The sequence below is a fragment of the Brevundimonas fontaquae genome, assembly GCF_017086445.1.
In the GTDB taxonomy this organism is placed as follows: Bacteria; Pseudomonadota; Alphaproteobacteria; order Caulobacterales; family Caulobacteraceae; genus Brevundimonas; species Brevundimonas fontaquae.
This window is the reverse complement of record NZ_CP070968.1, coordinates 1,693,714-1,719,153: the sequence shown is the minus strand read 5'-3', so window position 1 is coordinate 1,719,153 and position 25,440 is coordinate 1,693,714. Positions and strand designations below refer to the sequence as shown.

22 protein-coding genes are annotated in these 25,440 nt (G+C 65.0%); 5 read left to right on the top strand and 17 right to left on the bottom strand.

Annotated features, from left to right (window positions below; genetic code table 11):
• Positions 1-4: 4 nt before the first annotated feature.
• Both JX001_RS08390 and JX001_RS08385 read left to right on the top strand, forming a co-directional pair.
• Positions 5-652: a glutathione S-transferase family protein gene (locus JX001_RS08390; protein ID WP_205680731.1), complete on the top strand. Its 648-nt coding sequence runs from the start codon at positions 5-7 to the stop codon at positions 650-652.
• Between the two features lie 78 nt (positions 653-730).
• Positions 731-1,819, top strand: a complete 1,089-nt coding sequence (locus JX001_RS08385) for an ABC transporter ATP-binding protein (protein WP_205680730.1) — start codon at positions 731-733, stop codon at positions 1,817-1,819.
• Positions 1,820-1,974: 155 nt separating this feature from the next.
• On the opposite strand, the gene JX001_RS08380 is transcribed toward JX001_RS08385, so the two are convergent.
• The 8 genes from JX001_RS08380 to JX001_RS08345 all read right to left on the bottom strand — a co-directional run bounded on the left by JX001_RS08380 (position 1,975) and on the right by JX001_RS08345 (position 12,125).
• Positions 1,975-5,190: a discoidin domain-containing protein gene (locus JX001_RS08380; protein ID WP_205680729.1), complete on the bottom strand. Its 3,216-nt coding sequence runs from the start codon at positions 5,188-5,190 to the stop codon at positions 1,975-1,977.
• Between the two features lie 18 nt (positions 5,191-5,208).
• On the bottom strand, positions 5,209-6,024 hold the full coding sequence (locus tag JX001_RS08375) for a carbohydrate ABC transporter permease (protein WP_205680728.1): 816 nt from the start codon (positions 6,022-6,024) through the stop codon (positions 5,209-5,211).
• Entirely contained in the window at positions 6,021-6,953 is a 933-nt protein-coding gene (locus JX001_RS08370; RefSeq protein WP_241004586.1) for a carbohydrate ABC transporter permease, read from the bottom strand. Before JX001_RS08370 ends, JX001_RS08375 begins: the two co-directional genes overlap by 4 nt.
• Positions 6,950-8,218 carry a sugar ABC transporter substrate-binding protein gene (locus JX001_RS08365; RefSeq protein WP_205680727.1) on the bottom strand — a complete coding sequence of 423 codons (1,269 nt, stop codon included), beginning with the start codon at positions 8,216-8,218 and terminating at the stop codon, positions 6,950-6,952. The genes JX001_RS08370 and JX001_RS08365 overlap by 4 nt, the downstream gene beginning before the upstream one ends.
• Entirely contained in the window at positions 8,215-9,681 is a 1,467-nt protein-coding gene (locus tag JX001_RS08360; protein WP_205680726.1) for a glucoamylase family protein, read from the bottom strand. Before JX001_RS08360 ends, JX001_RS08365 begins: the two co-directional genes overlap by 4 nt.
• A gap of 75 nt (positions 9,682-9,756) precedes the next feature.
• Entirely contained in the window at positions 9,757-10,917 is a 1,161-nt protein-coding gene (locus JX001_RS08355) for a TonB-dependent receptor (protein WP_205680725.1), read from the bottom strand.
• A 127-nt stretch (positions 10,918-11,044) separates the two neighbouring features.
• Positions 11,045-11,590: a hypothetical protein gene (locus tag JX001_RS08350; protein ID WP_205680724.1), complete on the bottom strand. Its 546-nt coding sequence runs from the start codon at positions 11,588-11,590 to the stop codon at positions 11,045-11,047.
• Positions 11,583-12,125, bottom strand: coding sequence for a hypothetical protein (locus JX001_RS08345; protein WP_205680723.1), 543 nt, complete (start codon positions 12,123-12,125; stop codon positions 11,583-11,585). Before JX001_RS08345 ends, JX001_RS08350 begins: the two co-directional genes overlap by 8 nt.
• Positions 12,126-12,313: 188 nt before the next feature.
• On the opposite strand from JX001_RS08345, the gene JX001_RS08340 reads away from it, so the two are divergent.
• Positions 12,314-13,288, top strand: coding sequence for a hypothetical protein (locus JX001_RS08340; RefSeq protein ID WP_205680722.1), 975 nt, complete (start codon positions 12,314-12,316; stop codon positions 13,286-13,288).
• Positions 13,289-13,366: 78 nt separating this feature from the next.
• Positions 13,367-14,731 (top strand): hypothetical protein, encoded by a 1,365-nt coding sequence (locus JX001_RS08335; RefSeq protein WP_205680721.1) that lies wholly within the window; start codon positions 13,367-13,369, stop codon positions 14,729-14,731.
• 73 nt (positions 14,732-14,804) lie between these two features.
• Here the strand turns inward: JX001_RS08335 and JX001_RS08330 are convergent, their stop codons facing one another.
• Entirely contained in the window at positions 14,805-15,566 is a 762-nt protein-coding gene (locus JX001_RS08330; RefSeq protein ID WP_205680720.1) for a MauE/DoxX family redox-associated membrane protein, read from the bottom strand.
• Between the two features lie 69 nt (positions 15,567-15,635).
• Here JX001_RS08330 and JX001_RS08325 point away from each other — a divergent pair, with 69 nt between their 5' ends.
• Positions 15,636-16,046 (top strand): MerR family transcriptional regulator, encoded by a 411-nt coding sequence (locus JX001_RS08325; RefSeq protein WP_205680719.1) that lies wholly within the window; start codon positions 15,636-15,638, stop codon positions 16,044-16,046.
• Between the two features lie 48 nt (positions 16,047-16,094).
• On the opposite strand, the gene JX001_RS08320 is transcribed toward JX001_RS08325, so the two are convergent.
• The 8 genes from JX001_RS08320 to JX001_RS16295 all read right to left on the bottom strand — a co-directional run bounded on the left by JX001_RS08320 (position 16,095) and on the right by JX001_RS16295 (position 25,438).
• Positions 16,095-17,420 (bottom strand): MFS transporter, encoded by a 1,326-nt coding sequence (locus JX001_RS08320; RefSeq protein WP_205680718.1) that lies wholly within the window; start codon positions 17,418-17,420, stop codon positions 16,095-16,097.
• 61 nt (positions 17,421-17,481) lie between these two features.
• Positions 17,482-18,111 carry a transmembrane anchor protein gene (locus JX001_RS08315; protein WP_205680717.1) on the bottom strand — a complete coding sequence of 210 codons (630 nt, stop codon included), beginning with the start codon at positions 18,109-18,111 and terminating at the stop codon, positions 17,482-17,484.
• Positions 18,112-18,125: 14 nt separating this feature from the next.
• Positions 18,126-18,857, bottom strand: a complete 732-nt coding sequence (locus JX001_RS08310; protein ID WP_205680716.1) for a HupE/UreJ family protein — start codon at positions 18,855-18,857, stop codon at positions 18,126-18,128.
• Between the two features lie 38 nt (positions 18,858-18,895).
• Positions 18,896-22,084 (bottom strand): efflux RND transporter permease subunit, encoded by a 3,189-nt coding sequence (locus JX001_RS08305; protein WP_205680715.1) that lies wholly within the window; start codon positions 22,082-22,084, stop codon positions 18,896-18,898.
• Between the two features lie 14 nt (positions 22,085-22,098).
• A complete protein-coding gene (locus JX001_RS08300; protein WP_205680714.1) occupies positions 22,099-23,355 on the bottom strand; it encodes an efflux RND transporter periplasmic adaptor subunit in 1,257 nt (418 codons plus the stop codon).
• Positions 23,352-24,656: a TolC family protein gene (locus JX001_RS08295; RefSeq protein ID WP_241004585.1), complete on the bottom strand. Its 1,305-nt coding sequence runs from the start codon at positions 24,654-24,656 to the stop codon at positions 23,352-23,354. The genes JX001_RS08300 and JX001_RS08295 overlap by 4 nt, the downstream gene beginning before the upstream one ends.
• Before the next feature lie 47 nt (positions 24,657-24,703).
• On the bottom strand, positions 24,704-25,102 hold the full coding sequence (locus JX001_RS08290; RefSeq protein WP_205680713.1) for a hypothetical protein: 399 nt from the start codon (positions 25,100-25,102) through the stop codon (positions 24,704-24,706).
• Positions 25,103-25,213: 111 nt separating this feature from the next.
• Positions 25,214-25,438: an ammonium transporter family protein gene (locus JX001_RS16295; protein ID WP_241004584.1), complete on the bottom strand. Its 225-nt coding sequence runs from the start codon at positions 25,436-25,438 to the stop codon at positions 25,214-25,216.
• Positions 25,439-25,440: the final 2 nt, after the last annotated feature.

Here is a 25,440-nt window from a genome sequence, read left to right as displayed (position 1 = left end):
CGCGATGAAACTCTACGCCCACCCCTTCTCCTCCTTTTGCCAGAAGGCGCTGATCGCCTTCTATGAGAACGACATCGCCTTCGAATACCGCACGCTGGAAGATCCGTCGGCCAATGCGGAACTGCGTGCCCTATGGCCGCTCAAGCGGTTCCCAGTCCTGCAGGACGGCGAGACGACGGTGCTTGAATCCGCCTCCATCATCGAACATCTACAAGCGCATTATCCCGGCCCCGTTCGCCTGATCCCCCACGATGCCGCAGCCGCCGTCGAAGTGCGGATGATGGATCGGGTGTTCGACAACTACGTCTCGACGCCCCAGGGCCGGATCGTCTTCAACTCGATGCGCGCCGAGACCGACCGCGACCCGCTGGGCGACGCCGAGGCGCGCAAGATGCTGGAGACGACCTACGCCTGGCTGGATCAGCGGCTGACGGGACGCGAATGGGCCACCGATCACGGGTTCAGCTTGGCCGACTGCGCCGCCGCGCCTGCCCTCTTCTACGCCGACTGGACACACCCGATCCCGGAACGGTTCGAGACGCTCAAGGCCTATCGCGCCCGGCTGCTGGCCCGTCCGTCCTTCGCCCGCTGCGTGGACGAAGCCCGACCCTATCGCGACTATTTCCCACTGGGAGCCCCTGACCGCGACTGAAACGTCTCGCGCCATTGATCCCGCCATGTAACCGGTTACGGTGCGGCAAAACAAAAACGGGTCAGGAAAGCAGGAAGCATGGCGAACGTCCGTCTGGTCGACGTCGAGAAGGCGTTCGGCGCCGTTGAGGTTTTGAAGGGGGTCGATCTGGAGATCGCCGACGGCGAGTTCGTGGTCTTCGTTGGCCCCTCGGGCTGCGGCAAGTCCACCCTGCTGCGCACCATCGCCGGCCTGGAAGAGGCGACCACGGGCCAGGTTCTGATCGGGGACCGGGTGGTCAACGACCTTTCGCCGTCGGATCGCGGCATCGCCATGGTGTTCCAGTCCTATGCGCTCTATCCGCACATGACCGCCTATGAGAACATGGCCTTCGGTCTGAAGCTGGCCAAGACGGACAAGGGCGAGATCGATCGCCGCGTGCGCGCCGCCGCAGAGGCGCTCAGCATCACCGACTATCTGGATCGCAAGCCCAAGGCGATGTCGGGCGGCCAGCGCCAGCGCGTCGCCATCGGCCGCGCCATCGTGCGCGAGCCCGAGGTCTTCCTGTTCGACGAGCCCCTGTCGAACCTGGATGCCGCCCTGCGCGTGCGGATGCGCTACGAGTTCGCGCGGCTGCACGCCGAACTGAAGACCACCATGATCTACGTCACCCACGACCAGGTCGAGGCCATGACCTTGGCCGACCGGATCGTGGTGCTGAACGCCGGTCGGATCGAACAGGTCGGCGCGCCCATGGACCTGTACGAACACCCCGCCAACCTGTTCGTCGCCGGCTTCATCGGCAGTCCCAAGATGAACCTGCTAAAAGCCGAAATCGTCGAGGCGTCTGCCGCCGGCGCGACGGTGAAGACGACGGCCGGCGAGACGATCCGCGTCGCCGTGGATACGGCCTCGACCAAGCCCGGCGACGCCGTCACTTTGGGCGTCCGTCCCGAACACCTGAGCCTCGACGACGACGGCGACGCCCTCAGCGCCGAGGTCATGTTCGTGGAGACCCTGGGCGCGACCACGATGGCGCACCTGAAGCATCCGGCGACACAGGACACGCTGACGGTTCAGTTGGCGGGCGAACTGCGGGCCAAGGCGGGCGAGCGACTGACGCTGCACGTGCCCGCAAAACAGGCGCACCTGTTCGACGCGGACGGGAAAGCCTTCAAGCGGCTCTGACCCCTCTCCCATTGGGAGAGGGCTTGAGCGCCCGAGAGCGTAGCGATCGGTCTTGCGCGAAAGGGTGAGGGTCGCTGCAGCCACCTGATCCACCGGTCGACCCTCATCCGGCCCTTCGGGCCACCTTCTCACAATGGGAGAAGGGACGCAGATCGTTAGCGCAACTGCACCCGCCGCGCCCCTGCCGGAACGACCAGTTCATCACCCGACCACGTCGCTGAGCGGCCATCGATCCGTGCCCGCTCCGGCCGTCCGTGCTCCGCCGGCCATTGCAGGACGAAGCCGCCCGGCGGCATCGCGCCGTCGCCCAGGGTGAGGACGTAGCCCTGGCCTTCCTTGCGATAGGCGTAGGTCAGCGGCCCATAGGCCGTGCGCAGGTCCCGCACCCCAACCCCCTCCTTCGTGTCCAGCCAGGCCTCAGGCACGCCGGCCGCCAGCACCAGGGCGTGATCGCTGTCCCGCTCATAGGCGAATAGATCGAGCGCCGAACGGATATAGTCCGAGCTGATCCAGGCGTGCGGCATGTCGCCGATGAAGCGCGGCTCGCGCTTTTCGCGGCCCACGACCTCGGCCCAGCCGTTCCAGGCCTCGGGCCGACGGTCGGCCATCAGGAAGTCCAGCACATCCAGCGCCCGGTCCTTCTGACCCAGCCGCACATAGGCGCCGACCAGCCGCCATTCGTAGGGGGTGTAGTCCCTCCACGCCGTGCGGTTGGTCAAACGATTCTGGAAGTTTTCCCAATACAGGTCGAAGGTTCGCGCCATAAGCTCGGGCGGAAGATTATCCTGTTCGCCCGCTGGAGACAGGGCGATGGTGGTCGAGGTGGCGTCGAAATCGCCCCGGTCCGCGGCGCCCGCGATCCAGTCGATGCCATGATGGGCCGCCGTCGCCGTGATCGACGCCCGGATGTCGGCGGCGAACTGATCCCGCGTCGCCGCATAGCGGGCGGCGGCGTCTGCATCGCCCAGCGTCTCGGCAATGAAGACCGCGTCCTTGTAGCCCAGCAGGCCCCAGAAATCGTCCCAGTAGGAATAGGCCGCCTTGTCCGAATAACCCTCGTGGCTGATCGTCGGCGGCAACAGGCCATACAGGTGACGCTGATCCGGCGCCTGGAAGGCCGTCGTCCGGGTCGAGGCGCGCAGCTCGTCCATATAGGCGATCGACTTTTGCACCTGCGGCCAGACCTGGCGCAGCAGGGCCTCGTCCTTCGTGTAGCGATAGGTCTCGGCGGCCAGGAAGACGAACTCGCCGTGGCTGTCATTCTCGGGCACCGGATCAGCGCCGCGCGCATCGACGCAGCACGGCGCCTTTCCGTTCTCGAACACATAGGGGGCGTACCAACGCAGATAGTTGGCCGAATGCTCGGCCATGCCCAACCGGTTGAGCCCCTCGGCCATCATGGCGCCGTCGCGGATCCAGGAGCGGTTGTAGCTGCGTGTGCCCGGCTGAAGGATCGGCCCCTGACGCGACATCAGCATATGGGCCAGCGAGGATTTCAGCGCGTCCTCGATCCGCTGGGCTGCGGGCGGCAGGGTCAGGTCGACCCGATCCAGTTTCGCGCGCCATTCGGCCGCCAGTCGGGCCTCGACCGTATCAAGCACAGCCGCCGCCTGCCCCACCGGCTCAGGCGCCAAGGGGTCGCCCGACAGTTGCGACACCCAGCCGACCGTGCGTGTCTCGCCCGGTTGCAGCGTCACCTCGTAGGTTAGGGCGCCGGCGGCCAAACCTGTGGCGTCGGTCGTCGCCATGACCTCGGCGGCCGGCCGCCGCGCAGACGGCAGGATCAGGGACTGCGGATCGCTGCCGGCATCGAAGGTCGCCAGCGCGACCTGATCAGGGGCCGCCAACGGCTGCACCCGCACCGTGTCGTTCAGCTTCAGTTCGGCGCCGTCCCAGGCGATCGTCTCCACCGGGCTGACGCCGCCGGGAATGGCCAGGAACTGACGCGGCGCATTCACCTGCATGGGGCGCGCGGCCAGGGTCAGGGTCAGGGTGCGCGGCCGGCTGGTGGTGTTGGTCAGGTCGTAACGGCCCCACAACTGTGCCTGATCCGCCGGTCCGTCGGCGAAGCTGGTGATCTTCAGCGTCCAGTCGTCGGCGGTCCAGGTCACCGACGGGATCGGCAGGTCGCCGTCCTTCAGGCCCTGTTCGATATTGACGTCGGCCCAGGTGATCAGCCGCCCGTTGTCGACCACGAAGGGTTCGATACTGGGGCCGGCGCGGCGCAGTTCGATGGCGCCGTCCTCACCAATCAGACCGCTCTCGCCACCCCCATCGACACCGACCAGGGTCCAGTAGGGCTGCTCGCCGGAGAAGCCGCGCGGATAAAGGCCGCGCCGGTTTTCCTTGGCCACGGCTTCCAGAAACACCGTGGGGTCCGCGCCGAACGTCAGCGGTTCGACCTCGATCTCGTTCAGCGCATAGGTCGTGGCTTGGGCCGCGCCAAGCCGCTGGCCCGCGCCGGACGAACCGACCACGTCCGGCGCCGGAGCGGGCTTCAGCGGTTCCAGTCTCAGCCAGCGCGCCGTCGCCTCGGGCGTCCTCAACCAGTCGACGCCGCCATTGCCACCCGTGACCGTCGTCAACGGCCGCCAGTCGCGCCCATCCACGGAGGAGGAAACGCGATAGTCGCTCGCCGCGCCCCGCTCGCCCCAGCGCAGGATCACGCCGCCGAACTCGCGCTCGTAGCCCAGGTCCAATGTCAGGGCCGACGCCTCGCCCACGGGCGGGGTCCAGGCGGTTTTCGGGTCGAGATCGACGGCATTGGCGGCCGTTGAGTCCGTCTGCCCATCGCTGGCGACCGGTTGAGGCGGGATCGGCGGATCGACCGGAAGGGCGCGCAGGGAAAGCTGATCGATCTCCACCGATCCCTTGCCGCCCTCGGCCGCGACCACGACGAACTCCACCCGCTCGGCGCGGCGCAACACCGTCTCGGGGCTGGGGCCCCAGGCCTTGGACACCTGACGGCGCTTGATGACGAACCTGGTCCAGCCGTCGGGAAAGTCGTAGCGCGCCGTTTGCTTCCACCAGACATTGTCGGCCGAGGCGTCGGTCAGTTTGACCTCGAAGGTATTGCTCGGTCCGGCGCCCCGCACCCAGAAGCTGATCTCGTAGTTGTCGGGCAGGTCGAACGGCAGCGGCCGGCTGAGCACCGCATAGCCCGCCTTGCCGTCGAAATCGTAGTCGAGCCGCACCGCCCGGCCTTCATGCCCCGCCACGGCGGAGACGGTGGCGTGGACGTCGGTGGAGGCGCTGGCCTCCCACCGCGCCGCATCGTCCATATTGTCGAGAACGCGCGTCTCCTGCGCGACGGCAGGCGCGGCGAAGGCGAGTGTCAGGACCGAGGCGGCGGCCAGCAGGAGGTTACGCATCGAAACTCGCAGTTCTGGTCACCCCTTCACGCTGCCCGCGAGCATGCCGCGGATGTAGTAGCGTTGCAGGGCGAGGAAGAGGATCAGCACGGGCGCGACCGTGACGACAGCGCCGGCCATCATCAGTTCAATGTCTTGCACATGCTCGCGCGACAGGGCCGCCAAGGCGACCGGCAGGGTATAGTTCGACTGATCCGTCAGGATGATCAGGGGCCACAGGAAGTCGTTCCAACTGCCCAGGAAGACGAACAGGCCCAAGGTCACGATGATCGGCTGCAACGTCGGCAGGACAATGCGGCGGAAGATCTGGCCCTCGCTGGCCCCGTCGATCCGCGCGGCCTCCAACATCTCGTCGGGAATGCTCAGCGCATACTGGCGCACAAGGAACAGGCCGAAGATCGAGGCCAGCCACGGCACCAGCGCCCCCGCGTAGGTGTTCACCAGCCCCATCGACTTCAGCATCAGGAACAGCGGCAGGGTGCCGATCTGTGCCGGCACCACCAGGGCGGCGACCAGGAACTGGAAAAGCCGCTCGCGCCCGGCGAACTTCAGCTTGGCGAAGGCGTAGCCAGCCGGAACAGTGAAGCCGAGCGCCAGAATCGTCGCCAGGGTCGCCAGGGCGAAGCTATTCCACAGATACCGCCCCATGCCCTGGTTCAGGAAGAGGTCACGATAATGCTCCAGCGTCCAGTGTGAGGGCAGGAGCGGCGGCGGGAAGACCGCCGCCTCGCCGGTCGCCATGAAACTGACCGACACCATCCAGACCAGCGGGAACAGCACGACCACGGCGATGAGGCCGACAGCCAGATTGAGCAGGATCGCGCGGATTTTCATTGATACGCCCCCACCCGCTTGGCGACCGCCAGCTGGACCAGGGTGATCGCCAGGATGCACAGGAACAGGACGAAGGCGACGGCGCTGGCGGAGCCCAGGTTCCACCATTTGAAGCCTTCCTCGTACATGAAGTAGAGCACCGTCACCGTGCTCTGGGCCGGTCCGCCCTGCGTCATGACATAGGGTTCGGCGAACAGCTGGAAGAAGCTGGCGACCGAGATGATCGAGACCAGCAGCATGGTCGGCGCGATGGCCGGGAGGGTCACATGGCGGAACTGCTTCCACGGCCCGGCGCCGTCGATGCGCGCGGCCTCGTACAGATCGTCCGGCACGGTCTGAAGCACCGCCAGGAAGATCAGCATATTGTAGCCGAAGATCTTCCAGACCACGAACATCAGGATCGCCGGAATGGAGGTCGAGGGATCGCCCAGCCAATCCACAGCCGGCAGGCCGATACTTTCCAGCCCCCAGTTGATGACGCCGTAGCGGGTGTGCAGCAGATAGCGCCAGACCACCGCCGTCGCGACCAGGGTCGTGACATAGGGGGCGAAGAACATCACCCGCCAGATCGGCCGCCACTTCACGACCCGCGCGTTCAGGATCACCGCCGCCGCCAGGGACGCGGCGATGGACAGGGGCACGCCGAGGACGGCGAAGGTCAGGGTGTTCTTCATCGCCCCCCAGAACAGGGGATTGGTCAGCAGCCGCTCATAGTTCTGCAAGCCCACGAAACGCAGATTGTCCAGGTTCGCCAGGGCGTAGATGTCGAAGTCGGTCAGGCTGAGCAGCAGGGCCGCAATCACCGGAATGGCGAAGAACAGGCCGATGGCGAGCATGGCCGGGGCGACGAAAGCCCAGGCCGCCCGCTCACGCGCGCCGCGTCCGCGCGATGGCTTTACTGTGGCCAGTGTCGGATCGGCGACGGTCATACGGCCCTGCCCTGTTCCATCATCCAGCGACGCTTCTCCAGCAGGCGGTCGGCCCGACGGTCGATCTCGGCGGCGGCGGTCTCAGGCGTATATTCGCCGCGCACCATCCGTTCGGCGACGATCTGCATCTCCGTGACGATCCGCTCCCATTCCGGCACCTTGGGCACGGCCTTGGCGCGAGCCAGCTGGCCACGAAACGGCGCCAGCATGGGGTCGCGCTCCACGCCCGCGATGTCCCAGGCGCTCTGGCGTGCGGGCAGATCGCCGACGATGGTGTTGAACCGGGCCTGCACCGCCGGTTCGGACAGATAGCGGACCAGGGCCCAGGCCGCCTCCTGGTGCGGGGAGGATTTGAATACCGCCAGGCTGGACCCGCCCGGCGCCGAGGCGCCCAGGCCATTCGGTCCCGGCACGCCCGCCGTGGCCCAGTTCGGCTGGAACGACGTGGGCAGCTTGCTGCGGAAATCGCCCACGCTCCACGGGCCGGAGAAGTAGAAGCTGAAATAGCCCCTGGCGAACTCGGTCCAGACGTTCGAAATCTGGGTCGACGAAGCCAGCGGCGCCAATCGCTCGTCGAACAGGCTCTTGTAGAAGGCCATGGCCGCGACGAAGCCGGGGTTGGAGAAGTTTCCGCGCGTATCCCGATCCCGCAGCAGCGGCTCGTCGATCTGAAGCCCGAAGGTCAGAAGCTGCTCGAACTCGTTCAACGGAAGCAGGATGGCGTAGTTGTCGCCGCCCGCCACACGCTTGATCGCATGCATGGCCCGCTTCCATTCGGTCCAGTCCTCGGGCGGGGCGTCGAAGCCGGCCCGCGCCAGCAGATCCTTGCGATAGAACAACAGCCGCGTATCGACATACCAGGGCGTGGTCATGGCGCGGCCGGCGATCTCGTTGGTCTCCAGCACCGCCGGAAACTGGTCGGTCAGCAGGTTCGCGGCCTCAGCCGGGGTCGGCGACAGGGCGCCGATGGCGGTCAGCTCAGCCACCCAAGTATTGCCGATCTGGCTGACGTCCGGGAACGAGGCCCCGGCATAGGCGGTCAGCAGCTTTTCGTGCGCGGCCGTCCACGGCAGGGGCTGGACCGAGACGCGGACGCCCGGATTGCGGCGCTCGAACTCGGGCATCAACTGGCCCACCGTCCCGCCCTCATTGCCCATGGCCCAGAAGCGCAGCACGGTCTCGCCATCACGGCGCGGGGTACAGGCCGCAGCCGCCCCTCCCGCCATCAGGGCCAGAGCGCCGCGCCTGTGGGCAGTCGCCATCATCCGTTCATCCAGCCGCCGGTGAAGCCCGCGATGTCGAGCGCGCGGCGGATATTGGGCTCGCCGCGCATGTAGCGCCAAACGAACTCGGACCTGTGGTTCTCGGTCATGATGACGATCGGCCCTTGGTCGATGCCCAGATAGTCGCCGTCCACCCAACCCACGCCGTCCACGATCTTGCCGTGCTGCAGTGGTCCGTCGCGCACCGTCAGTGTCGGATTGAAGCTGTCGAGGAAGCCCCACTCGGTATAGACGCCCGAGCCATAGCGCGCCTTCATCGCCTTGATGCAGGGCACGACGATCTCGGGCGCGAAGGCGATGGAGCTGGCCGCCGCCGTCGGCGCGATTGTGCCGTCGTCGCGCTCGCCCGGACCGCGCGCGGAATAGCTGAAGAACTCGCGCTCCTTGCCGTCGATGACTTGTTTGAAATCGCCCGGCCCGTCGCAGGCCGTCAGGCCCCAGACCTCGGACGAATATCCCGCCCAGCCGCCGGGGTTGTCGTGGGCGTATTTCTGCTGGGCGTAGACGGCGCGGCGGCTGTTTTCGAAATAGTCGAGGTATTCGCCCAACTGGGCAGACTGCCCGCGCATCCAGGCGTCCTGAATGCCACGGAAGTCGATGAACATATGGCTGTACTGATGCCCGAAGATGGGGGCGAAGTTGAGGTGCCAGCTGCCCCAGCGATCGGTCCAGCTCTCGTCATAGCTGGCCGCCCATTCGTGCCAGACGTTGACCGACACCGGATGGGTCGGGCTGCCGATGGCCAGCAGCAGCAACAGCATGCCCTCGTTATAGACGTGCCAGTCGGACGGTATAAAGCCGCTCTCGGGATGCCAGCCCATGGTGATGCGGTTGTCGCGGATCACGGCCCACGGCCATTCGATCCGTTCATAGATGGCCTGGGCCTTCTGACGGATTTCCGCCTCGTCGGCATGACGGCCGTCGAAGTAGCGGGCGGCGAACAACATGCCGCCGATCAACAGCGCCGTATCCACCGTCGACAGTTCATTGGTCCGGTAACGAAGCCCCGTCTCCATATCCAGGAAGTGGTAGAAGAAGCCCTTGTATCCCGCCGTACCGCTGGCCTCGGGCCCCTGCGGCAGGTCATGGAAGAAGCGCAGCGTCGTCAGGGTCCGCTCACGCGCCTCGGCTCGGCTCATCCAGCCGCGCTCGACGCCCACAGGCCAGCAGGTCAGGGCGAACCCGACCGCCGCCACCGAACAGAAGGACGGCGTCGGCCAGCGATCCGGCGTCAGGCCGGTCTTGCGATCCGTGACCCTTTCGAACCAGCGGAACGTCCGCTCCTGAAGCTCCTCGATCTCCTGATCCAACCGCATCGGCCGTCTCTGCGTCCCATTGACCGCCCCCGTCGCCGCCGCCTGCTGCGCCGCCGCCATCACCGGAAATCCAACGGCTAGAGCCGCCGCGCCTGTGGTGGTCCGCATCAGGAAGTTTCGACGATTCATGGGCACGCTCACTGGGTCTCAATCGAAAAAGAAAGGCCGCCTCGCAACAAGCACGAGGCGGCCCAGGCTCAGGATTTAGAAGGCGTAACGCAGGCCGACCTGGAAGCTGCGGGTCGGCGTAAAGACCCCGGTTCCAGCGCCGAAACGTGGGTTTGTGTAGCTGCCTTCGAAGGAGCTGTAGTTTGTGAAGTTAAACAGATTGATCGCGTCTGCGATGAACTCCACACGCTGTCCGCCGAACACTTCGAACGTCTTCGTCAAGCGAAGATCGATCTGACGGTAGGCGAAATTCAGTCCCGGCAGGAAGGCGCGCTTCTCCGGATTGCCAGCATTCCAACAGATGTTGGGACCGCCAGCCGGCGCATCCGGGCAGTTGAAGACATTGTACGGCAAGCCCGAACCCAAGGTGACTATGCCGGACAGCAGGAAGTCGGCCGGCAAGCCCAGTGTGCCCGAAGCGACGATACGATGCCGCTCATCCGTCGCCGAACGGAACTCCGGTGACTGGCTGGGGACATTGTAGTCGAAATCGAAGGCCGCATAACCACTATCGCGGCTCCCGTTCTGGGTCGCATCCATATAGGTGTATGCGAGGTTGAAGCCCCAGTTATCTTGGGCGTTGTATGGCTTGTCCGCCGTCAGATAGATCGCTTTGTAGTCACGTTCTTTATCAGTGTTTTGGAAGAAGATCGCATTCCGGAATTGCGGGAAACCGACTGAGGTAGGCGACGGTCCGTTGAAGCGCCCACCAGTTTCGGTAAGGGCGTTGGCGATATACCAAGCCGATTCACCCTCGGTATGACCCGCAGCAAAGGTCAGCGCCGTCTGCCATTTTCCGAACTTCTGTCTCACACCGATGTTGAACTGATCGGTGCGCGGCGGCTCAAAGTTGTTCTTTACAAGAAAGACTTCGCCGGCCCCCGGTGAGGCCGCCAGAAGCGGATCAAGGCCTGCAGGCGTGAGGTAAGCAGGGTTCCAAGCAACGGTCTGCTGGCCGCCGACTAGACCGCCATTATTGGAGAAGTAGATCGTCTTGTTGAACTGGAACGGCTTGAACCTCTCATCGAAGGCGAAGTTGAAGCCGATACGGTCGTAGTAGCGACCAGCGCCGCCGAACAGGACCGTCCGCTCGTCGCCGAACACGTCGTAGGAGAAGCCGAAACGCGGCTGGAAGGCGTCCTTGAAAGCCGGCCGATCACCGTCGGATATATAGTCACACACGCCAGCACCAACCATCTGATACTTAAACACAATCTACCACAAGCCCGCCGAGTGTGTAAGCATTTGTGTAAGGCCACAGCCTCCGCACGCAGGCGCTGGTATCGCACGATGCTCCCAGATTTGGGACGTCCTAGTGCAGTTCCTAAGCGGAGAGGCGTGCGCGCAGGTCGATTTCGGGTTCCTGAGAGCCAACCCGGAATCGATATCCCACCTGTCGCCCCATCAATGCGTCGAGAACGTTGACAGCCAAGCCAGCTGACGCCTCGAAACGCACGGGTTTGTCGACGATGCGCGGCACCGCTTCAGCGAACTCCCGCACATGGCTGATGTAGCTGTTGCGATGATTGACCTTGAGATCGTTGATCGCTCCCCGATACGCTTTGACCTGGGTCTTCAGCTCGTCGGCCTTCTTGGCCTCCAACCCCTCCCGGTTCATGGCCGCCAACGCGTTCGGGAAAGACCGCGATCCCGAGCCGTCATCGTCCAGAGCTGTAAGGCGCGCGACGATGTCACGCGTCCCGCTTTCCAGCAGTGCCAGCTCAAGCACGAGGTCTTCCCGCGACATCTTCGCTATATTGGGAAGACGTTGCTTCTCGCGGTGCGCTAGAACCGTGAGGAGCAGGTAGAGGATGTCGTCCTTGAGACCTTCGAGCAGGTCCTGCGCTGACGTGAAGCTCTTCTTAGCCATTCAGGGTGAACTCGGTCAGAGCCTTGCCATCGGACTCCAGTGTCAGCACCCAGTTTGCGTAGATCCGCAACATGCCCGCTGGACCGTCCGGCGTCGCCTCACCGGACTCAAGCGAGACATACAGACGCGGAAAAGGATCCACCTGCTCGATGACAAGGAATGGCTTATTCGCGCCGTCGAAGACGAGCGCGCCATGCGACACCGCCTCCCGTCGCTCGGTTTTTGCAGTTCGGCCGATCACGACCTCGGCGTCGACAGCGTAGCACTCACGGGGGAGGTTCTCATTCTGCAGATACCCCGGCGATGCCGCCTGCCCCTTGACCTGCCCCAGAACGATGGCCGTCACCCTATCTCCCGCCTTCACCGTGAGCCCGTAGAGCGGTGGGTTGAAATCACCGACTAGGAACGCGGAGCCGGGCGCCAGGCCCGAAACATCAACAGGGGCAGGAAACCCAACAACCTTCACCATGACCTTTTGCTCCATTGTTTGCGGAGTGCTGAGATGGGAAGCCCCATCGCCGCGCACCAGCACCACCCGGCGCTATCTTAAGCTTTACCAGAAACAGCCACGCTTCAATCGGGCATTGCGCTAATGGCGTCAGATCGGTCAGATCAGTTCCGATTCGGGAGGAGCGCTTGATCAGGTGGGGAGACAGTCAGCGGGATCATGCCGCAATCCTCGCGATATGGCCGAGCTATCGGCCGCTGCACGATCGCTGGTTCATGGTGGAACTTGTCGAGACCGGGGATGGCGGCGTGCGCTGGCGTGATCGCCGCATACCCTCCGAGGAGGGCTGGGTGAAGATGGACATCCACCCTGATCGGGACACCGCGGTTTCCACCGCTGAAGCTCTGAACCCGTCCCTGGCGTCGGCGCTCGCGGCGAGGGAGATGGACGCAGCAGACAAGACCTCTCTCACCCTCAAGGTGCGCAAAGCGCTTAAGTCGCGGCAGCGCCTAGCAGATGAGGAAGCCTTGATGCTCTCCGAGGCGATCCGGCGCCATGCCGACACTCCTAGGATCCCCGTCGATCAGATCAAGCTTCACATTGAGGCAGAGCCCTATCGGGTGTCACTGGCGCAACAGCTGCAAACCTACCCGTATCTGTGGACGGCGCTTCTCGGGAGCCGCGGGCAGCAAGTCGTTCTGTATCGCAATGCCGACGACGTCTGGAGCAAACCCTATCCCGCCGGCGAGAAGTCAGCGGAGAAGGCCACGCGCGCCAGGATCGCCAACGGCTTCAAATTTCACCACGATCAGCACTGGGGTCAGGTGAAGGCCAAGATCCGCGCCGAACTTCTGCCGCGCGCCAATCAGCTCCTTCAGCTCGCTAGCGTTCAACGCCTGCTCGCCGAGGCTCTGGCGCGTGGCGAGCGGGTCCTGGTTAGCAACGGGATCGTGTTCTGGTACGAGCCGGACGGCCAGCTCGGCTGGACCGTCAAGGCGACCACCAGCGACAAGGGGGAGGACGGCTCGACGCTGTGGCGAGAGGGCACGATCCTCTCGACCAACCATGGTCGCCTGGTGGTCCTTCCCTACATCAAGGAGAGCGGCGAACAGGTCCGGGGCCACACTAAGAACGGTCCCGGGGATGGTCGGGCCAAACCCAGACATCCCGACCATTTCGTCGAGATCCCGTTCCGCGAACTGAAGGGTGATCTGATGATCGGCCTGTTCGGCGAGCTGCCCTACGAATAGACCACGGTTATTCGGGTAGCTCGGCACGACGGCTATCGGACCTCAACCTAAGCGCCATCAATATTTCCTGTAGGACCAATGGACTCCAGCTTCGTAGACCTCGACATCCTTCTTACCAAGGTCCGCAACCCGCAGTCCCGCGTCTACTTTCTGGACGCGGTTCGAGCGTACAAGGCTGGAGCCCTGCGAGCGTCGCTCACGGCGGCCTGGGTCGCCATAGCCTACGACCTGATCGCCAAGTACCGCGAGCTTAGCGCCATCGGCGACGCCGCTGCGACCGCCTGGCTGCAGTCATGGGACAATGCGACCGCCATCAGCGACATCCGGCAGTTGCTCCAGCTCGAAGGGAAGATCCTCGAGGACGCCGCAAATAATACCCAAGCGATCAGCCAGATCGCGGGGCGACAACTCGACCGCCTCCGCGAAGATCGCCACCTTTGCGCCCATCCGGCCTTCTCCGCCGAAGCCCAGCTCTTCGAGCCGACGCCGGAATTGGTGCGAATGCATCTCGTCAATGCCGTCGACCTCGTCCTTGGCCAAGAAGCATTGCAGGGCCGCGCCATCTTCGAGATCTTCGACGTCGACGTTCAGTCGGCCGGGTTCCCCCGGGATCACGTGCGTATCCTCGACTACGTCGAGCAGCGCTACCTTGCCCGGGTCCGCCCCCAGAACATTCGCAATTTCGGAACCGTGCTGGCCAAGTCGCTGCTTAAGGGCGTACCGGCCCATCTCGTCGGGGTACGCTCCAAGGTCGAATCCGCCCTGGTGGCGGTTCGCGACCGGGCTCCAGGCGCTTGGCCTGAGGTCGTTCCTGCTATCGTTCGTCTGCTCGACACCCTCGACCCGGCGGACAGACCCCGCGCCATCGCCTTCATCGCGGCCTTCCCCGACTTCTGGCCCCGGCTGCAAGAGCCGAGCAGGACGTCTCTTCAGGAGACCGTCAACAACGCCAACGACGCCAATCTGGCGGACCCGCTGATCCTGAAGGGCGTCGCCTTTGCGCCGTTCCAGGCGCCGATCGTCGCGCTCATCGCCGGGCTCGACCGGGACGCGTTGGCTCAGGCGATTGCCGCCGCTCCTCTCCCGGAGCTTTGGCCCCAAGCGGTGGAGCTATATGCCCACTCCGGAAGCTTCCGCGGATCGGAGGCCAATTTCAATGAATACATCACCCCCTACACCGGAGCTCTGGACGCGCCGGGCCTCGACCAAGTGCTTGATGGCATCGCTGGAAACGGCCAAAATTATGCGGCGGCCGGCACCAGCGCCCTCCTGCTGAGCCTTATCCGGAACGCTGGAAACGGTCGGCTGCCGTCAGTAAACGCCCGCGACCGCTTTTATCAGATGCTGCTGCGGACGCGACGGCACGAGGTCTTCGGCGAGGTCACCGCACTGTTCGAAGCCGACGGCTGGACGCCGCCTGCGCCCGAGCCAGACGAGGACTGACGCAGTCAGCGTTCCGAGCAAATAGCGACGGGGGTGTTCTTGCTGGACAGCCCATGAACAGAGTCCCCAGCGGTCACATCACCATTGTGCCCACCCGACCATACTCCATGACCAGCATCCAGACGGCCATGGCGATCATCATCAGGTTCTCGGTCAGTGACAGGAACCCCAACGGGACATTGCTGTCGCCGCCGACGCAAGCGCATTTCAGCTCGCGTTTATCGATGTAGACGGCCTTGATCACTGAGACCGCCCCGATCCCGCCGATGAACAGGGCGACCGGCGCGGACAACCAGGTCAGAACGCCAGCCACCATCAGGGCGCCCGCCCCGAATTCGGCGAAGGGATAGACCTTGCCGTAGGGCACCCACCGCTTGGCCAGCAGGTCGTAATTCAGGAACATCGCCGAGAAGCTCTCGACATTCTGAAGCTTGAGCATGGCTAGCGTCATCATCGACAGGGCGATGAACCACTCGCCAGCGCGCAGCGTGAACGGCGTCCCATCGACGGCCAGGCTGAGCATGGCGGCCATGACGGCGGTGGTCAGGAACACCACGAGCACAGGCGTGTAGGTCGTCGCTTTCGGATCGCGGACCTTGAGGCCGAAGAAGCGGCGTAGGTCGTCGTGTCCACCGATCCGTTTTCTGTCGATGAACACCTGGGGCGTCGTCTTGACCCCATGCTCGGCCTTGAAAGCGTCGGTCTGCTCACGCGTCGTCAGCCAAAGATCCTCGACCTTGTAACCGCGGCTCTTCAGCAGGTGACGGGCTTTCAGTCCCCACGGACAGGTGTGCTCCGGCATCACCATGCGATAAATTGTGGCGGTCTTGGTCATCTGGGTCTCCTCGATCTTCTCAATCCAAGGCGCACACCCTAGGTTCCGTACCATGATACGGAGTCAAGCATGAATGTTCGGACGATCGCCGGACTGGCGCGCGAGGGCGGCGTCGGGGTCGAGACGGTGCGCTTTTATCAGCGGCGGGGTTTGATCCCGACGCCGGATCGCTGGTCAAGCGATGGCGCCGGCGGCGTCCGCCGCTACGGCGAAGACGACGTGCGCCGCCTCCAGTTTATACGGTCGGCTCAGGTCGCCGGGTTCACGCTCGAACAGATCAAGGAGTTGCTATCCCTGGACGCGGGCGAGGACCGTATTCGGGCGCGGGAGCTGGCCGCCGAGCGGTTGGCGGCCCTGGATCGCACCATTTCCGATCTGGAGCAGGCGCGCACCGCCCTGAGACGTCTGGCACAAGCCTGTCAGTCCAAGGACACAGGCCCTTGTCCGATCATTGCGGCGTTTCAGGGCGAACAAACCTGACTGAAGGCCGACGTCCTCGGAGGTCAGACTCAGCGTCACCCGATCGACCTAACCCGGCTCATTCGGCCAACGGCGGTGCCGATCATCGATCACATAGGGATGCGCATGCCTCCGTCCCGCCCCCTGTTGTCCTTCGGAGAGATGAGGATCGTCGGCGGTTAGATCGTCATGAGCGTGGGGCAACGCGTCCGGATCCCGGGCGGGCCAGACCAGAAAGCCGAGCACGGCGCCGACAGCGCAGAGGGCGGCAAGCACCAGAAAGGCCGCCCCCGGCTGAGCCTCGGCGCTGAACAGACCGGCGACCGGATAGGCGATCAGCCAGCAGGCGTGGGACAGGGCGAACTGGGCGGCGAACAAGGCCGGCCGATCGCCGGCCGTCGAAGAACGACGAAGCGCGCGTCCGGCCGGGGTGATCGTCAGCGAATAGCCAAAGCCCATGACGATCCAGAGGATGAGCAGCGCCGGATAAGAGACCGCCACCCAGGGACCGGCCAACAATGCCACGGTCATGAGACCCGCGCCCGTCGTCATCGCCAAACGGTCGGTCATTCGGCCAAGGAGTCGCGGCAAGAAGACGGCCGCGGTGATCGATCCACCCCCGAAGGCCGCCAAGGCCCAGGCGGTCGCCTGGTCAGAAAGTCCGAAGCGGGACTGTACGAGAACGACTGTGTTGACAAACACCATCGCCCCGCCGGCCGCCGTGGCCAAGCTGATGGCCAGAAGACCTCGCAGCCGGGGCGTGAACAGGAAGAGACGCAAGCCGCCGGTGAGCCGTTGAACGAAGGGCTTCGGCGCGACCCAGGCCAGAGCCGGCAAGGCCGCCGTGATCACGAACAGCGCCGAGACCCCAAAGCCGATCGCGGTGCCTGCAAACAGATTGTTGTAGCTGATGAAGGCGAGCAGCACGGCGGCGAGCACCGGGCTGGCCACGCTTTCCATATCCACCGCCAAGCGCGTAAGCGACAGAGCCTTGGTATACTCGGCCTCGTCCGGCAACAGATCGGGGATCATGGCCTGAAAGGCCGGGGTGAAGGCCGCCGAAGCCACATAGAGGACGGTCATCAGAGCGTAGACCTGCCAGGCCGCTCCAATGAACGGCAAGGACGCCGCCACGCCGGCCCGGATCAGGTCCAGGGAGACCAGCAAGGTCTTCCTGGGCAAGCGTGCCGCCAGGGCGCTGGCGAAGGGAGCCACGCCGATATAGGCGACCATCTTGATGGCCAGGGCAGCGCCGAGGATCTCGCCCGCCCGCGCGCCCGCGAGGTCGTGCGCGAGGAGGCTGAGAGCGACAGTGGCCATGCCAGTCCCCAGCAGCGCCGAGACCTGTGCGATGAAGAGATGACGATAACCGGCGTGGCGAAGTGGCGAGAACATAACAACGTCTCCTTGAAAGCAACGGCGCGGCGACCCGTGAAGACAGGTCGCCGCCCAGTGATCAGACCACCCGCTTCACCTCGGAGTAGGCGCCCGAGGTCTCCAGGGTGATGGTCACGGGTTCGCCGGTGCGGTTGCGCCAGAACCAGCCGTGACTGCCGTCGAAGGCGGCGACCAGCTCGCCCTCGACCCTCTGCTCGGATCCCTTGCCGTAGCCATGATACGGCGTTCCGGGACGGTCTGCATGGGTGTCGTAGTTGATGCGGCCGCCGCTACTGGTCCAGGTAAAGCGGACCCGAGCGCCCTCAGCCATCACCAGCTTGATTTCCGCGCCCTGATCCGGCGCAAGCGTCAGCACAGTCTCATCGGTTCGCTGCCCCGGTTGGGAAACCGGCGCCACATCGGCGGCGGGCGATGCTGTCGCGGGCGTTGCTGGCGTCGCAGCCATAGGTGCTGCTTCATCCGTTCCGGCAGCCTCAGCTTCCGCCTCGGCGGCGAGCTGCTGCTTGATGCGTCCCATCTCCGTCAGGCCGAGCAAAGAGCCGATCCGGGTCGGATCGACGCCGTACTCTGCGGGAAGGACGGCGGTGACGAGCACCGCCGAGGCCACGACGACGGCGATGCCGGTCGACTTGAGCAGCCTGCTGGTGGACGGGAGTTCCGACGCATCAGGCTTGTTGACGTTGTACATGGTCAGGTCTCCGGTCAGACGACGAAGAAGCCGACGAGCTGATAGCCCGCCAGGATGAAGCCGAGGGTCATAAGGACGACGTTGGCGGCATAGGCATGCCGCCAGAAGCCGGATGTCTTTCTCCAGAAACCCATGACGATGAGGATGGCGCCCAAGGCTAAGAGCTGGCCCGCCTCGACGCCGATGTTGAAGGCCACCAGATTGCCGATCAGGCCGTCGGGCGACATGTTGAAGTCCTGCAGCTTGGTGGCCAGGCCGAAGCCGTGGAACAGGCCGAAGATCAGGGTGGCCGCCTTGGTCGAGGGCTGGAACCCGAACCACCGCTGATAGGCCCCCATATTGTCGAGCGCCTTGTAGACGACCGACAGACCGATGATCGCATCGACCAGATAGCTGGAGACGCTGACATTCGTCAGCACCCCGAGCAGCAGGGTCGAGGAATGGCCGACGGCAAACAGCGTCACATAGAGGCTGATGTCCTTCATCCGGTAGAGGAAGAAGATGACGCCAAACAGGAACAGCAGATGGTCGTAGCCGGTGACCATATGCTTGGCCCCCAGATAGACAAACGGCCAGAACAGGAAGCCCGAGGTCTCCTGAATGTAGCCTTTGTCGCCCTCGGCGACGCCGTGGGCCAGGACCTGGCTCACCGCGCCGTCGATCAGGAAGAACAGCAGGATGGCGACCAAGGCCGTCGCCGGTGACTTAAGCCACGACACGGGGTCGGGGCGATTTGCGACAGCCATGATGACCATTCTTAAGGGAGCTGGATGCGCGGCGGGTGTCATGGGGCGCCTCGCTTGGGACGGAACGGCAGGTGGTCCAGCCAGGCCGGCCGGGGTCGGTCGCCGGTTCGGTCACGGCCATGCACCAGGCTGTAGAGCGCGGGCAGGATCAGCAGGGTCAGGATCGTCGAAGAGATAATCCCACCGATCACGACCGTGGCGAGCGGACGCTGCACCTCGGCCCCCGCCCCGACGTTCAGCGCCATCGGCACGAAGCCCAAGCTGGCGACAAGAGCCGTCATCAGCACGGGCCGCAGCCGGGTCAGGGCGCCTTCGCGAATGGCGTCCTTGAGCGGTTTGCCCTCCTCGATCAGGCCTCGGATGAAGCTGACCATCACGACCCCGTTCAGGACCGCGACCCCGGACAAGGCGATGAAGCCGACGGCTGCTGAGATGGACAACGGCAGGCCCCGCATCGCCAACGCCGCAACGCCCCCGGTCAGGGCGAGCGGCACGCCAGAGAAGACGATGGCGCTATCCTTGACCGAACGGAACAGGGCGAACAGCAGGCCGAAGATCAGCAACAGCACGATCGGGACGACCAACTGCAGCCGCTTGGCCGCCGAAATCAGTTGCTCGAAGGTGCCGCCATAGCTGACCCAATAGCCAGCGGGCACCTCAACCTCGGCCCCGACCTTGTCCTGCACTTCGGCGATGAACGAGCCCAGGTCGCGGTCGCGAACGTTGGCGGTCACCACCACCCTCCGCTTGCCGTCTTCCCGGCTGATCTGGTTCGGACCCTGTTCAACCGCGATGGTCGCGACCTCTTCCAATGGTACGAAGGCGCGCCCTCCTCCGCCATTCGAGGGCAGCGGGATCTGCAGCCGTCCGATCGCGTCGGTGTTCTGACGCATATCCTCGGGCATACGAACCACAACATCGAAGCGGCGGTCGCCCTCGAAGACCTGGCCCGCCGTCATGCCGCCGATGGACGCCGCGACCACCTGCTGGACGTCCTCCATGCTCAGTCCCATCCGGGCAAGGGCCGCCCGATCCGGCGTGATCTGGAGAACCGGCAAGCCGGTGACCTGTTCGACCGCCACGTCCTGTGCGCCGGGAATGCCGCTGACGACGCCCTCGACCGACTGGCCGACCTCCAGGAGCTGGTCCAGATCATCGCCGAACACCTTGATGGCGACGTCGGCGCGCACGCCGGAGAGAAGTTCGTTGAACCGCATCTGAATCGGCTGGGTGAACTCATAGTTGTTGCCGGGGATCAGTTCGACCGCCGCCCGCATCTCCTCGACCAATTCGGTCTTGGGCTTCCGCGGATCGGGCCAGTCCTTGCGGTCCTTCAGCATGATGAAGGTGTCGGCGACCGAAGGAGGCATGGGGTCGGTAGCGACCTCGGCGGTGCCGATCTTGGCGAAGACTCGCTCGACCTCCGGAAACTGCGACAGTCGCCGTTCCAGCGCCGTCTGCATCTGCACCGCCTGGGTCAGGCTGGTCCCGGGGATCCGCAGAGCGTGCATGGCGATGTCGCCCTCGTCCAGGTTCGGTATGAACTCCGACCCCATCCGCGACGCCCCGAGACCGGCGACGACCACGAGGGCAATCGCGACACCGACGAAGGCGACCCGCAGCCTCAGGGCCACATCCAGCGCCGGCTCATAGAACCGGCGCGCGCCGCGCATGATGAAGCTGTCCTTTTCCTCGACCTTGCCAGTGACGAACATCGCCACCGCCGCCGGCACGAAGGTCAGCGACAGCACCAAGGCGATGGTCAGGGCCATGACGACGGTGATCGCCATGGGATGGAACATCTTCCCCTCCACCCCGGTCAGAGCGAAGATCGGCACATAGACAAGGGTGATGATGAGCACGCCGAACAGCGACGGCCGGATCACCTCGCTGGAGGCCGAGGCCGCCAGGTCAAACCGTTCCTCCTTCGTCAGGATGCGACCGAGCCGGTGCTGGGCCTCGCCAAAGCGACGCAGACAGTTCTCGACGATGATAACGGCCCCATCGACGATCAGGCCGAAGTCGAGCGCGCCGAGGCTCATCAGATTGCCGGACGTACCGGTCTGAACCATGCCGGTAATCGTCATCAGCATGGTCACGGGGATGACCGCCGCCGTGATCAGGGCTGCACGGATGTTCCCCAGCAGCAGGAACAACACGACGATGACCAGCAGCGCCCCCTCGAGCAGGTTTTTCTCGACGGTGTGTACCGCGCGTTCGACCAGATCGGTCCGGTCATAGACGGCGACGGCGCTGACGCCGGCGGGCAGCGACGCAGCCGCTACCTCCAGTCTCGCGGCGGCGGCCCGGGCCACCGTGCGGCTGTTTTCGCCGACCAGCATGAAGACCGTGCCCAGCACGATTTCCTCGCCGTCCTGGGTCGCCGCGCCAGTGCGCAGTTCCTCGCCCATGATGACGTCGGCCACGTCAGCGACGCGGATCGGCGCACCCCCACGGTTGGCCACGACGATCGCGCCCAGGTCCTCGACCGTCTCGGCCTGACCGGCGACGCGGACCAGATATTGTTCCCCTAACCGCTCGACATAGCCGGCACCAACATTGGCGTTGTTGGTGTTCAGCGCCTCGACCACCTCGGCCATGGTGACGCCATAGGCAGCCAGCCGGTCGGGATAGGGGGTGACATGATACTGCCGCTCGAAGCCACCGATTGTATTGACCTCGGTGACGCCCGGTGTGTTGCGCAGTTGGGGCCGGATCACCCAGTCCTGAAGCGTGCGCAGGTCTTCGGCCGTATACATCTCGCCGTCCGGACGCCGCGCGCCCTCGTCGGCGACCACCGTGTACATAAAGATTTCGCCCAGCCCCGTGGCGATGGGACCGAGTTCGGGCGTCACGCCTTCGGGCAGCTGCCCCCGCGCGGCTTGGAGCCGTTCGTTGACCAGCTGGCGTGCGAAATAGATGTCGGTCCCGTCCTTGAAGACGATCGTGACCTGGCTGAGCCCATAGCGCGAGATCGAGCGGGTATATTCGAGGCCGGGCACGCCCGCGACAGCCGTCTCGATCGGGAAGGTGATCCGCTGTTCCGATTCCAGCGGCGAGAAGCCGGGGGCCTCCGTGCTGATCTGGACCTGGACGTTGGTGATGTCTGGCGTGGCGTCGATGGGCAGGCGCTGGAAGCTCCAGACCCCCACCGCGCAGGCCAGAAGGACGAGCGCCATGACGATCCAGCGAAACCGGATCGACAGCGCGATGATGCGTTCAAGCATGACGGTCGCGCCCCCTAGTGGTCATGACTCGCGCCGGACTTCTCGATGTCCGCGCGGATGAGGAAGGCGCCCTCGACGACGTATTCGGCGCCGGGTTCGAGGCCGCCCAGCACCTCCGTCCATTCGGGTGTGCGGCGACCCAGTTCGAGCATCCGCACCTCATAGGTGTTGCCGACTTTGGCGTAGACGACCTGGAAGTCACGGAAGGGCTGGATGGCCTTGGTCTGAACCGCGAGCGGCACCTCGGTCGTCGCGACCTGGACCGTGCCCCTGACCCCCAGTCCCGGCCGCCAGGCTCCGTTCTGCGACGGCAGGTGAACATGGGCGATTAGGGTCTGGCTGGTGATGTCGGCGGTCGGCAGGACGGCCTCGATGACCGCGTTGATCCGATGATCCCCGGCCAAGCTCAGAACCTCGACCCGCTGCCCGACGCGCACCCGTTCCGCGTCGCGAGGATAGAGGAAGAACTCGGCATGGACTTGGTTCGGATCGCCGATAATCAGCATCGGGTCGCCACCGCCGGTGATCGCACCGACATTGGCGTTTTTGGCCATGATCACGCCAGAGATTGGCGCGGTGATGGAGTAGGTCTGAAGGCTCTCGCTCGACTCGACACGGGCGACGACCTGGCCGCGCCGGACGCGGTCGCCCAGTTGAACGGACATTGCCATGACCCGGCCCGGATAGCGGGCGTGAACCTCGCTCTGGCCTTCAGGCGTGATTTCGATCCGGCCTTGCAGCGGCAGGGATTCGCCGAGGAAAGCCGATCCGGCCCGCTCAGTCCTCACCCCGCCCGCCTGGGCGGCATCCGGAGTGATGATCGTGCGCCCTTCATAGGAAGGATAGGTCCAGCGATGCTGCTGCCCTACGTGGCTGGCAGCGACCGCAACATCGAACGAGTGTGGTTCGGCCACGACGGTCGGGCTGGCCAGATAGTCCTCGGTCGCCGTGAAAGCGAAGCGATCGACCTTCGGTCCCAAGCGGGTCAAGACGATCGAGGCCTGCACCTGACGGGGGTCCAGCGGCTTGTCTTTCAGATAGGGATAGAGCCGATACAGCGGTTCCGGCCCCTCCTCGAAGATGGTGACCTCAAGAGCAAAATCACCGTCGCGCAGCATCCGACCATTGTGCGGGCCGCGCTCGTATTCGCCGGCTTCCGCCTCGGCTTCGGCGGGGTCGGAAGAGCCACCCTGGCCACAGCCGGAGACGCCAACGGCCAGCGCTAACAGGGACACGGCGACCAGCCGCCGCGAGGGAGAAAAGCGGATCATGGTTGGGTCTCCGAAGCGACGATCAGGTCGCCGTGCGCGCCGGTCAGCCGGTCAAGGCGGGCGCGATCGATGTGAAATTGTTTGAGCACCTGGACCCGCCGGTCGCGGGTCTGGAGCAGGGCCGTCTGGGCAGAAATCACGTCGTTGTAGGTAAAGCCGCCCCGATTGAAGCCTTCGCGGACCAGCCTCACGGCGCGCTCAGCTTGAGGCAGGGTTTCCTCTTCGATCCGCCGCGCCTCGCTGGCCCGAGCGGAAAGCTGAACCTGCAAGCGCGCGATCTCGCGTTCCCGCTCGGTGCGGGCGGCCGACAGATCGCCTTCTGCGGCTATGCCCTCGGCACGGGCGCGATCGATGGCTCCAGTGTTCTGGTCATACCGACCCAGCGGCATCGAGCCCCCCACGACAAGGCCCAGATCCTGCCCTTCCCAGAAATGCCGGACGCCGACGCTGACCGTAGCGTCCTGCGTACGGCGCGCCTGTTCGACCGCGACTTGGGCTCTGGCGATGTCGCGTTGGGCTACGAAGATGTCCAGGTCGGCCTGTGCGACGCCGTCGATGATCACGCGGGCGGCGCTGGTGTCCTCGAACGCGGTCCCGCCCAGGCTGAAGTTGGCTGGGCCTTCCCAGAATTTGGCCAGCGAGATTTTGGCGATGCGGGCTGCGATCTCGGCTTGATCGAAGTCGATCTGGGCCTGGGCCAGCTCGGCCTCGGCCCGAGCCCCGGCGAAAAGGGGATCTCGCGCCATGTCGACGCGGCGCTGGACTTCGGTCTGAAACTGTTCGGCCAAGTCTAGGCGCTCGCGCGCGATGGCGACCTCGGCTTCGGCGGCTAGGGCCTCAGCCCAGGCGCGCTGGACCTGTTCCAGCCGATCCAGCCGCCTCACTCGTGCCGTCGCCGCGACCAGAGCGCCTTCACTGCGAGCGAGGGACACACGGGCCGGCCTGTCGCCGCCGCGTTCGATCCGCTGCTCATAGCTGAGCGTCGTCTCGGTCCGGCCCAGGATGTCGCCACCGCCGAATGCAGGGAAGTTCTCGACCATCAGGCCAAGCGTGGGATTGGGCCGCACATCGGCCTGGCGAACGCTGGCCTCCCCGGCCCGGGCACGCGCCTGCGCGCCCGCTTGAGCGGGATCGGACGCGGCGGACCGGGACAGAGCCTCGGCAAGGGACAGCGGCTCCGTGGCCACGCGTTCCTGCGCGACGACAGCGGTTGGCGGGATCACCGCCAGTGAGAGCGCCAGCGTCGAAACGACGGCCAGACGCGCCCACGACCCGGCAGGGCCGGTCATGTGCTTCTTCAAGGAAGTCTCCAAAAAACAGTGCGCGTGCGACCTGCGGCCGCAACGGATCAGGCGATCAGACGCGGCTGTTTTGGAGGGTGTTCGGGCCCATCGATGACGAGACCGTCAGGCAACTGGCTCGCGCCGAGCGTCCTGGAAGGCGCGCCTGCGTCCAATAGACCTGCCAAACCGTCCTGATGATCGGGAAGAGCCGCGTGGTTATCGCCGCCGCTGTGGTGGTGGTGACCTGCGGGAAGGGCCGTAGAAGAGGCATCGACATCCGCCTGTTCGGCCGAAACCTCGGTAGGTTCAGCCGGGGCGTCGTCGTGATCATGGCCGATCTCCCCACTGTGCTCCAACGATGCATGCGAGACGTCGTGGCGGAGATCCGAGAGGCCATGAGTCATCATGCCGCCGATCATGGCGACGCAGACGAGGGCGCAAAGGGCGTGAATCAGTTTGTGCAAATCAGCCTCGTGACGGCGGTATCGCGTCTCGGACCAAACTGCAACGTTGCAAAAGTAGGGCGGCGATTGCTCGCCGCCCTATCAGTCCTACGAGGTCGCTCGAGCAACGCGTCAGTTCTGAGGCGCGGGCGCCGGCATCGGCGCACCGGACCCCTGCTGCGTCGCCTCGGGCTCGGGCGTCGGCCCTTCCGCAGCGGGCTTCATTTCGTCACAGCATTTCATTTCGGCGTCAGCCGCCATGTCCTTGCAGCATTCGCAACCTTCTGCGGCCAGCGCCGCGCCGGCGCTGAGGATGAAGGCCGCACCGGCGGCGGCAATCAGGTTGGAAACTCTCATCG

Excerpts from the sequence above, each read along its gene's own strand:
- JX001_RS08385 (WP_205680730.1), top strand. The coding sequence starts at position 731 with ATGGCGAACGTCCGTCTGGTCGACGTCGAGAAGGCGTTCGGCGCCGTT.
- JX001_RS08350 (WP_205680724.1), bottom strand. The coding sequence starts at position 11,590 with ATGGCTAAGAAGAGCTTCACGTCAGCGCAGGACCTGCTCGAAGGTCTC.
- JX001_RS08380 (WP_205680729.1), bottom strand. The coding sequence starts at position 5,190 with ATGCGTAACCTCCTGCTGGCCGCCGCCTCGGTCCTGACACTCGCCTTC.
- JX001_RS08335 (WP_205680721.1), top strand. The coding sequence starts at position 13,367 with ATGGACTCCAGCTTCGTAGACCTCGACATCCTTCTTACCAAGGTCCGC.
- JX001_RS08375 (WP_205680728.1), bottom strand. The coding sequence starts at position 6,024 with ATGAAAATCCGCGCGATCCTGCTCAATCTGGCTGTCGGCCTCATCGCC.
- JX001_RS08305 (WP_205680715.1), bottom strand. The coding sequence starts at position 22,084 with ATGCTTGAACGCATCATCGCGCTGTCGATCCGGTTTCGCTGGATCGTC.
- JX001_RS08355 (WP_205680725.1), bottom strand. The coding sequence starts at position 10,917 with ATGGTTGGTGCTGGCGTGTGTGACTATATATCCGACGGTGATCGGCCG.
- JX001_RS08330 (WP_205680720.1), bottom strand. The coding sequence starts at position 15,566 with ATGACCAAGACCGCCACAATTTATCGCATGGTGATGCCGGAGCACACC.
- JX001_RS08320 (WP_205680718.1), bottom strand. The coding sequence starts at position 17,420 with ATGTTCTCGCCACTTCGCCACGCCGGTTATCGTCATCTCTTCATCGCA.
- JX001_RS08340 (WP_205680722.1), top strand. The coding sequence starts at position 12,314 with ATGGTGGAACTTGTCGAGACCGGGGATGGCGGCGTGCGCTGGCGTGAT.
- JX001_RS08390 (WP_205680731.1), top strand. The coding sequence starts at position 5 with ATGAAACTCTACGCCCACCCCTTCTCCTCCTTTTGCCAGAAGGCGCTG.
- JX001_RS16295 (WP_241004584.1), bottom strand. The coding sequence starts at position 25,438 with ATGAGAGTTTCCAACCTGATTGCCGCCGCCGGTGCGGCCTTCATCCTC.
- JX001_RS08325 (WP_205680719.1), top strand. The coding sequence starts at position 15,636 with ATGAATGTTCGGACGATCGCCGGACTGGCGCGCGAGGGCGGCGTCGGG.
- JX001_RS08315 (WP_205680717.1), bottom strand. The coding sequence starts at position 18,111 with ATGTACAACGTCAACAAGCCTGATGCGTCGGAACTCCCGTCCACCAGC.
- JX001_RS08365 (WP_205680727.1), bottom strand. The coding sequence starts at position 8,218 with ATGATGGCGACTGCCCACAGGCGCGGCGCTCTGGCCCTGATGGCGGGA.
- JX001_RS08300 (WP_205680714.1), bottom strand. The coding sequence starts at position 23,355 with ATGATCCGCTTTTCTCCCTCGCGGCGGCTGGTCGCCGTGTCCCTGTTA.
- JX001_RS08360 (WP_205680726.1), bottom strand. The coding sequence starts at position 9,681 with ATGAATCGTCGAAACTTCCTGATGCGGACCACCACAGGCGCGGCGGCT.
- JX001_RS08370 (WP_241004586.1), bottom strand. The coding sequence starts at position 6,953 with ATGACCGTCGCCGATCCGACACTGGCCACAGTAAAGCCATCGCGCGGA.
- JX001_RS08310 (WP_205680716.1), bottom strand. The coding sequence starts at position 18,857 with ATGGCTGTCGCAAATCGCCCCGACCCCGTGTCGTGGCTTAAGTCACCG.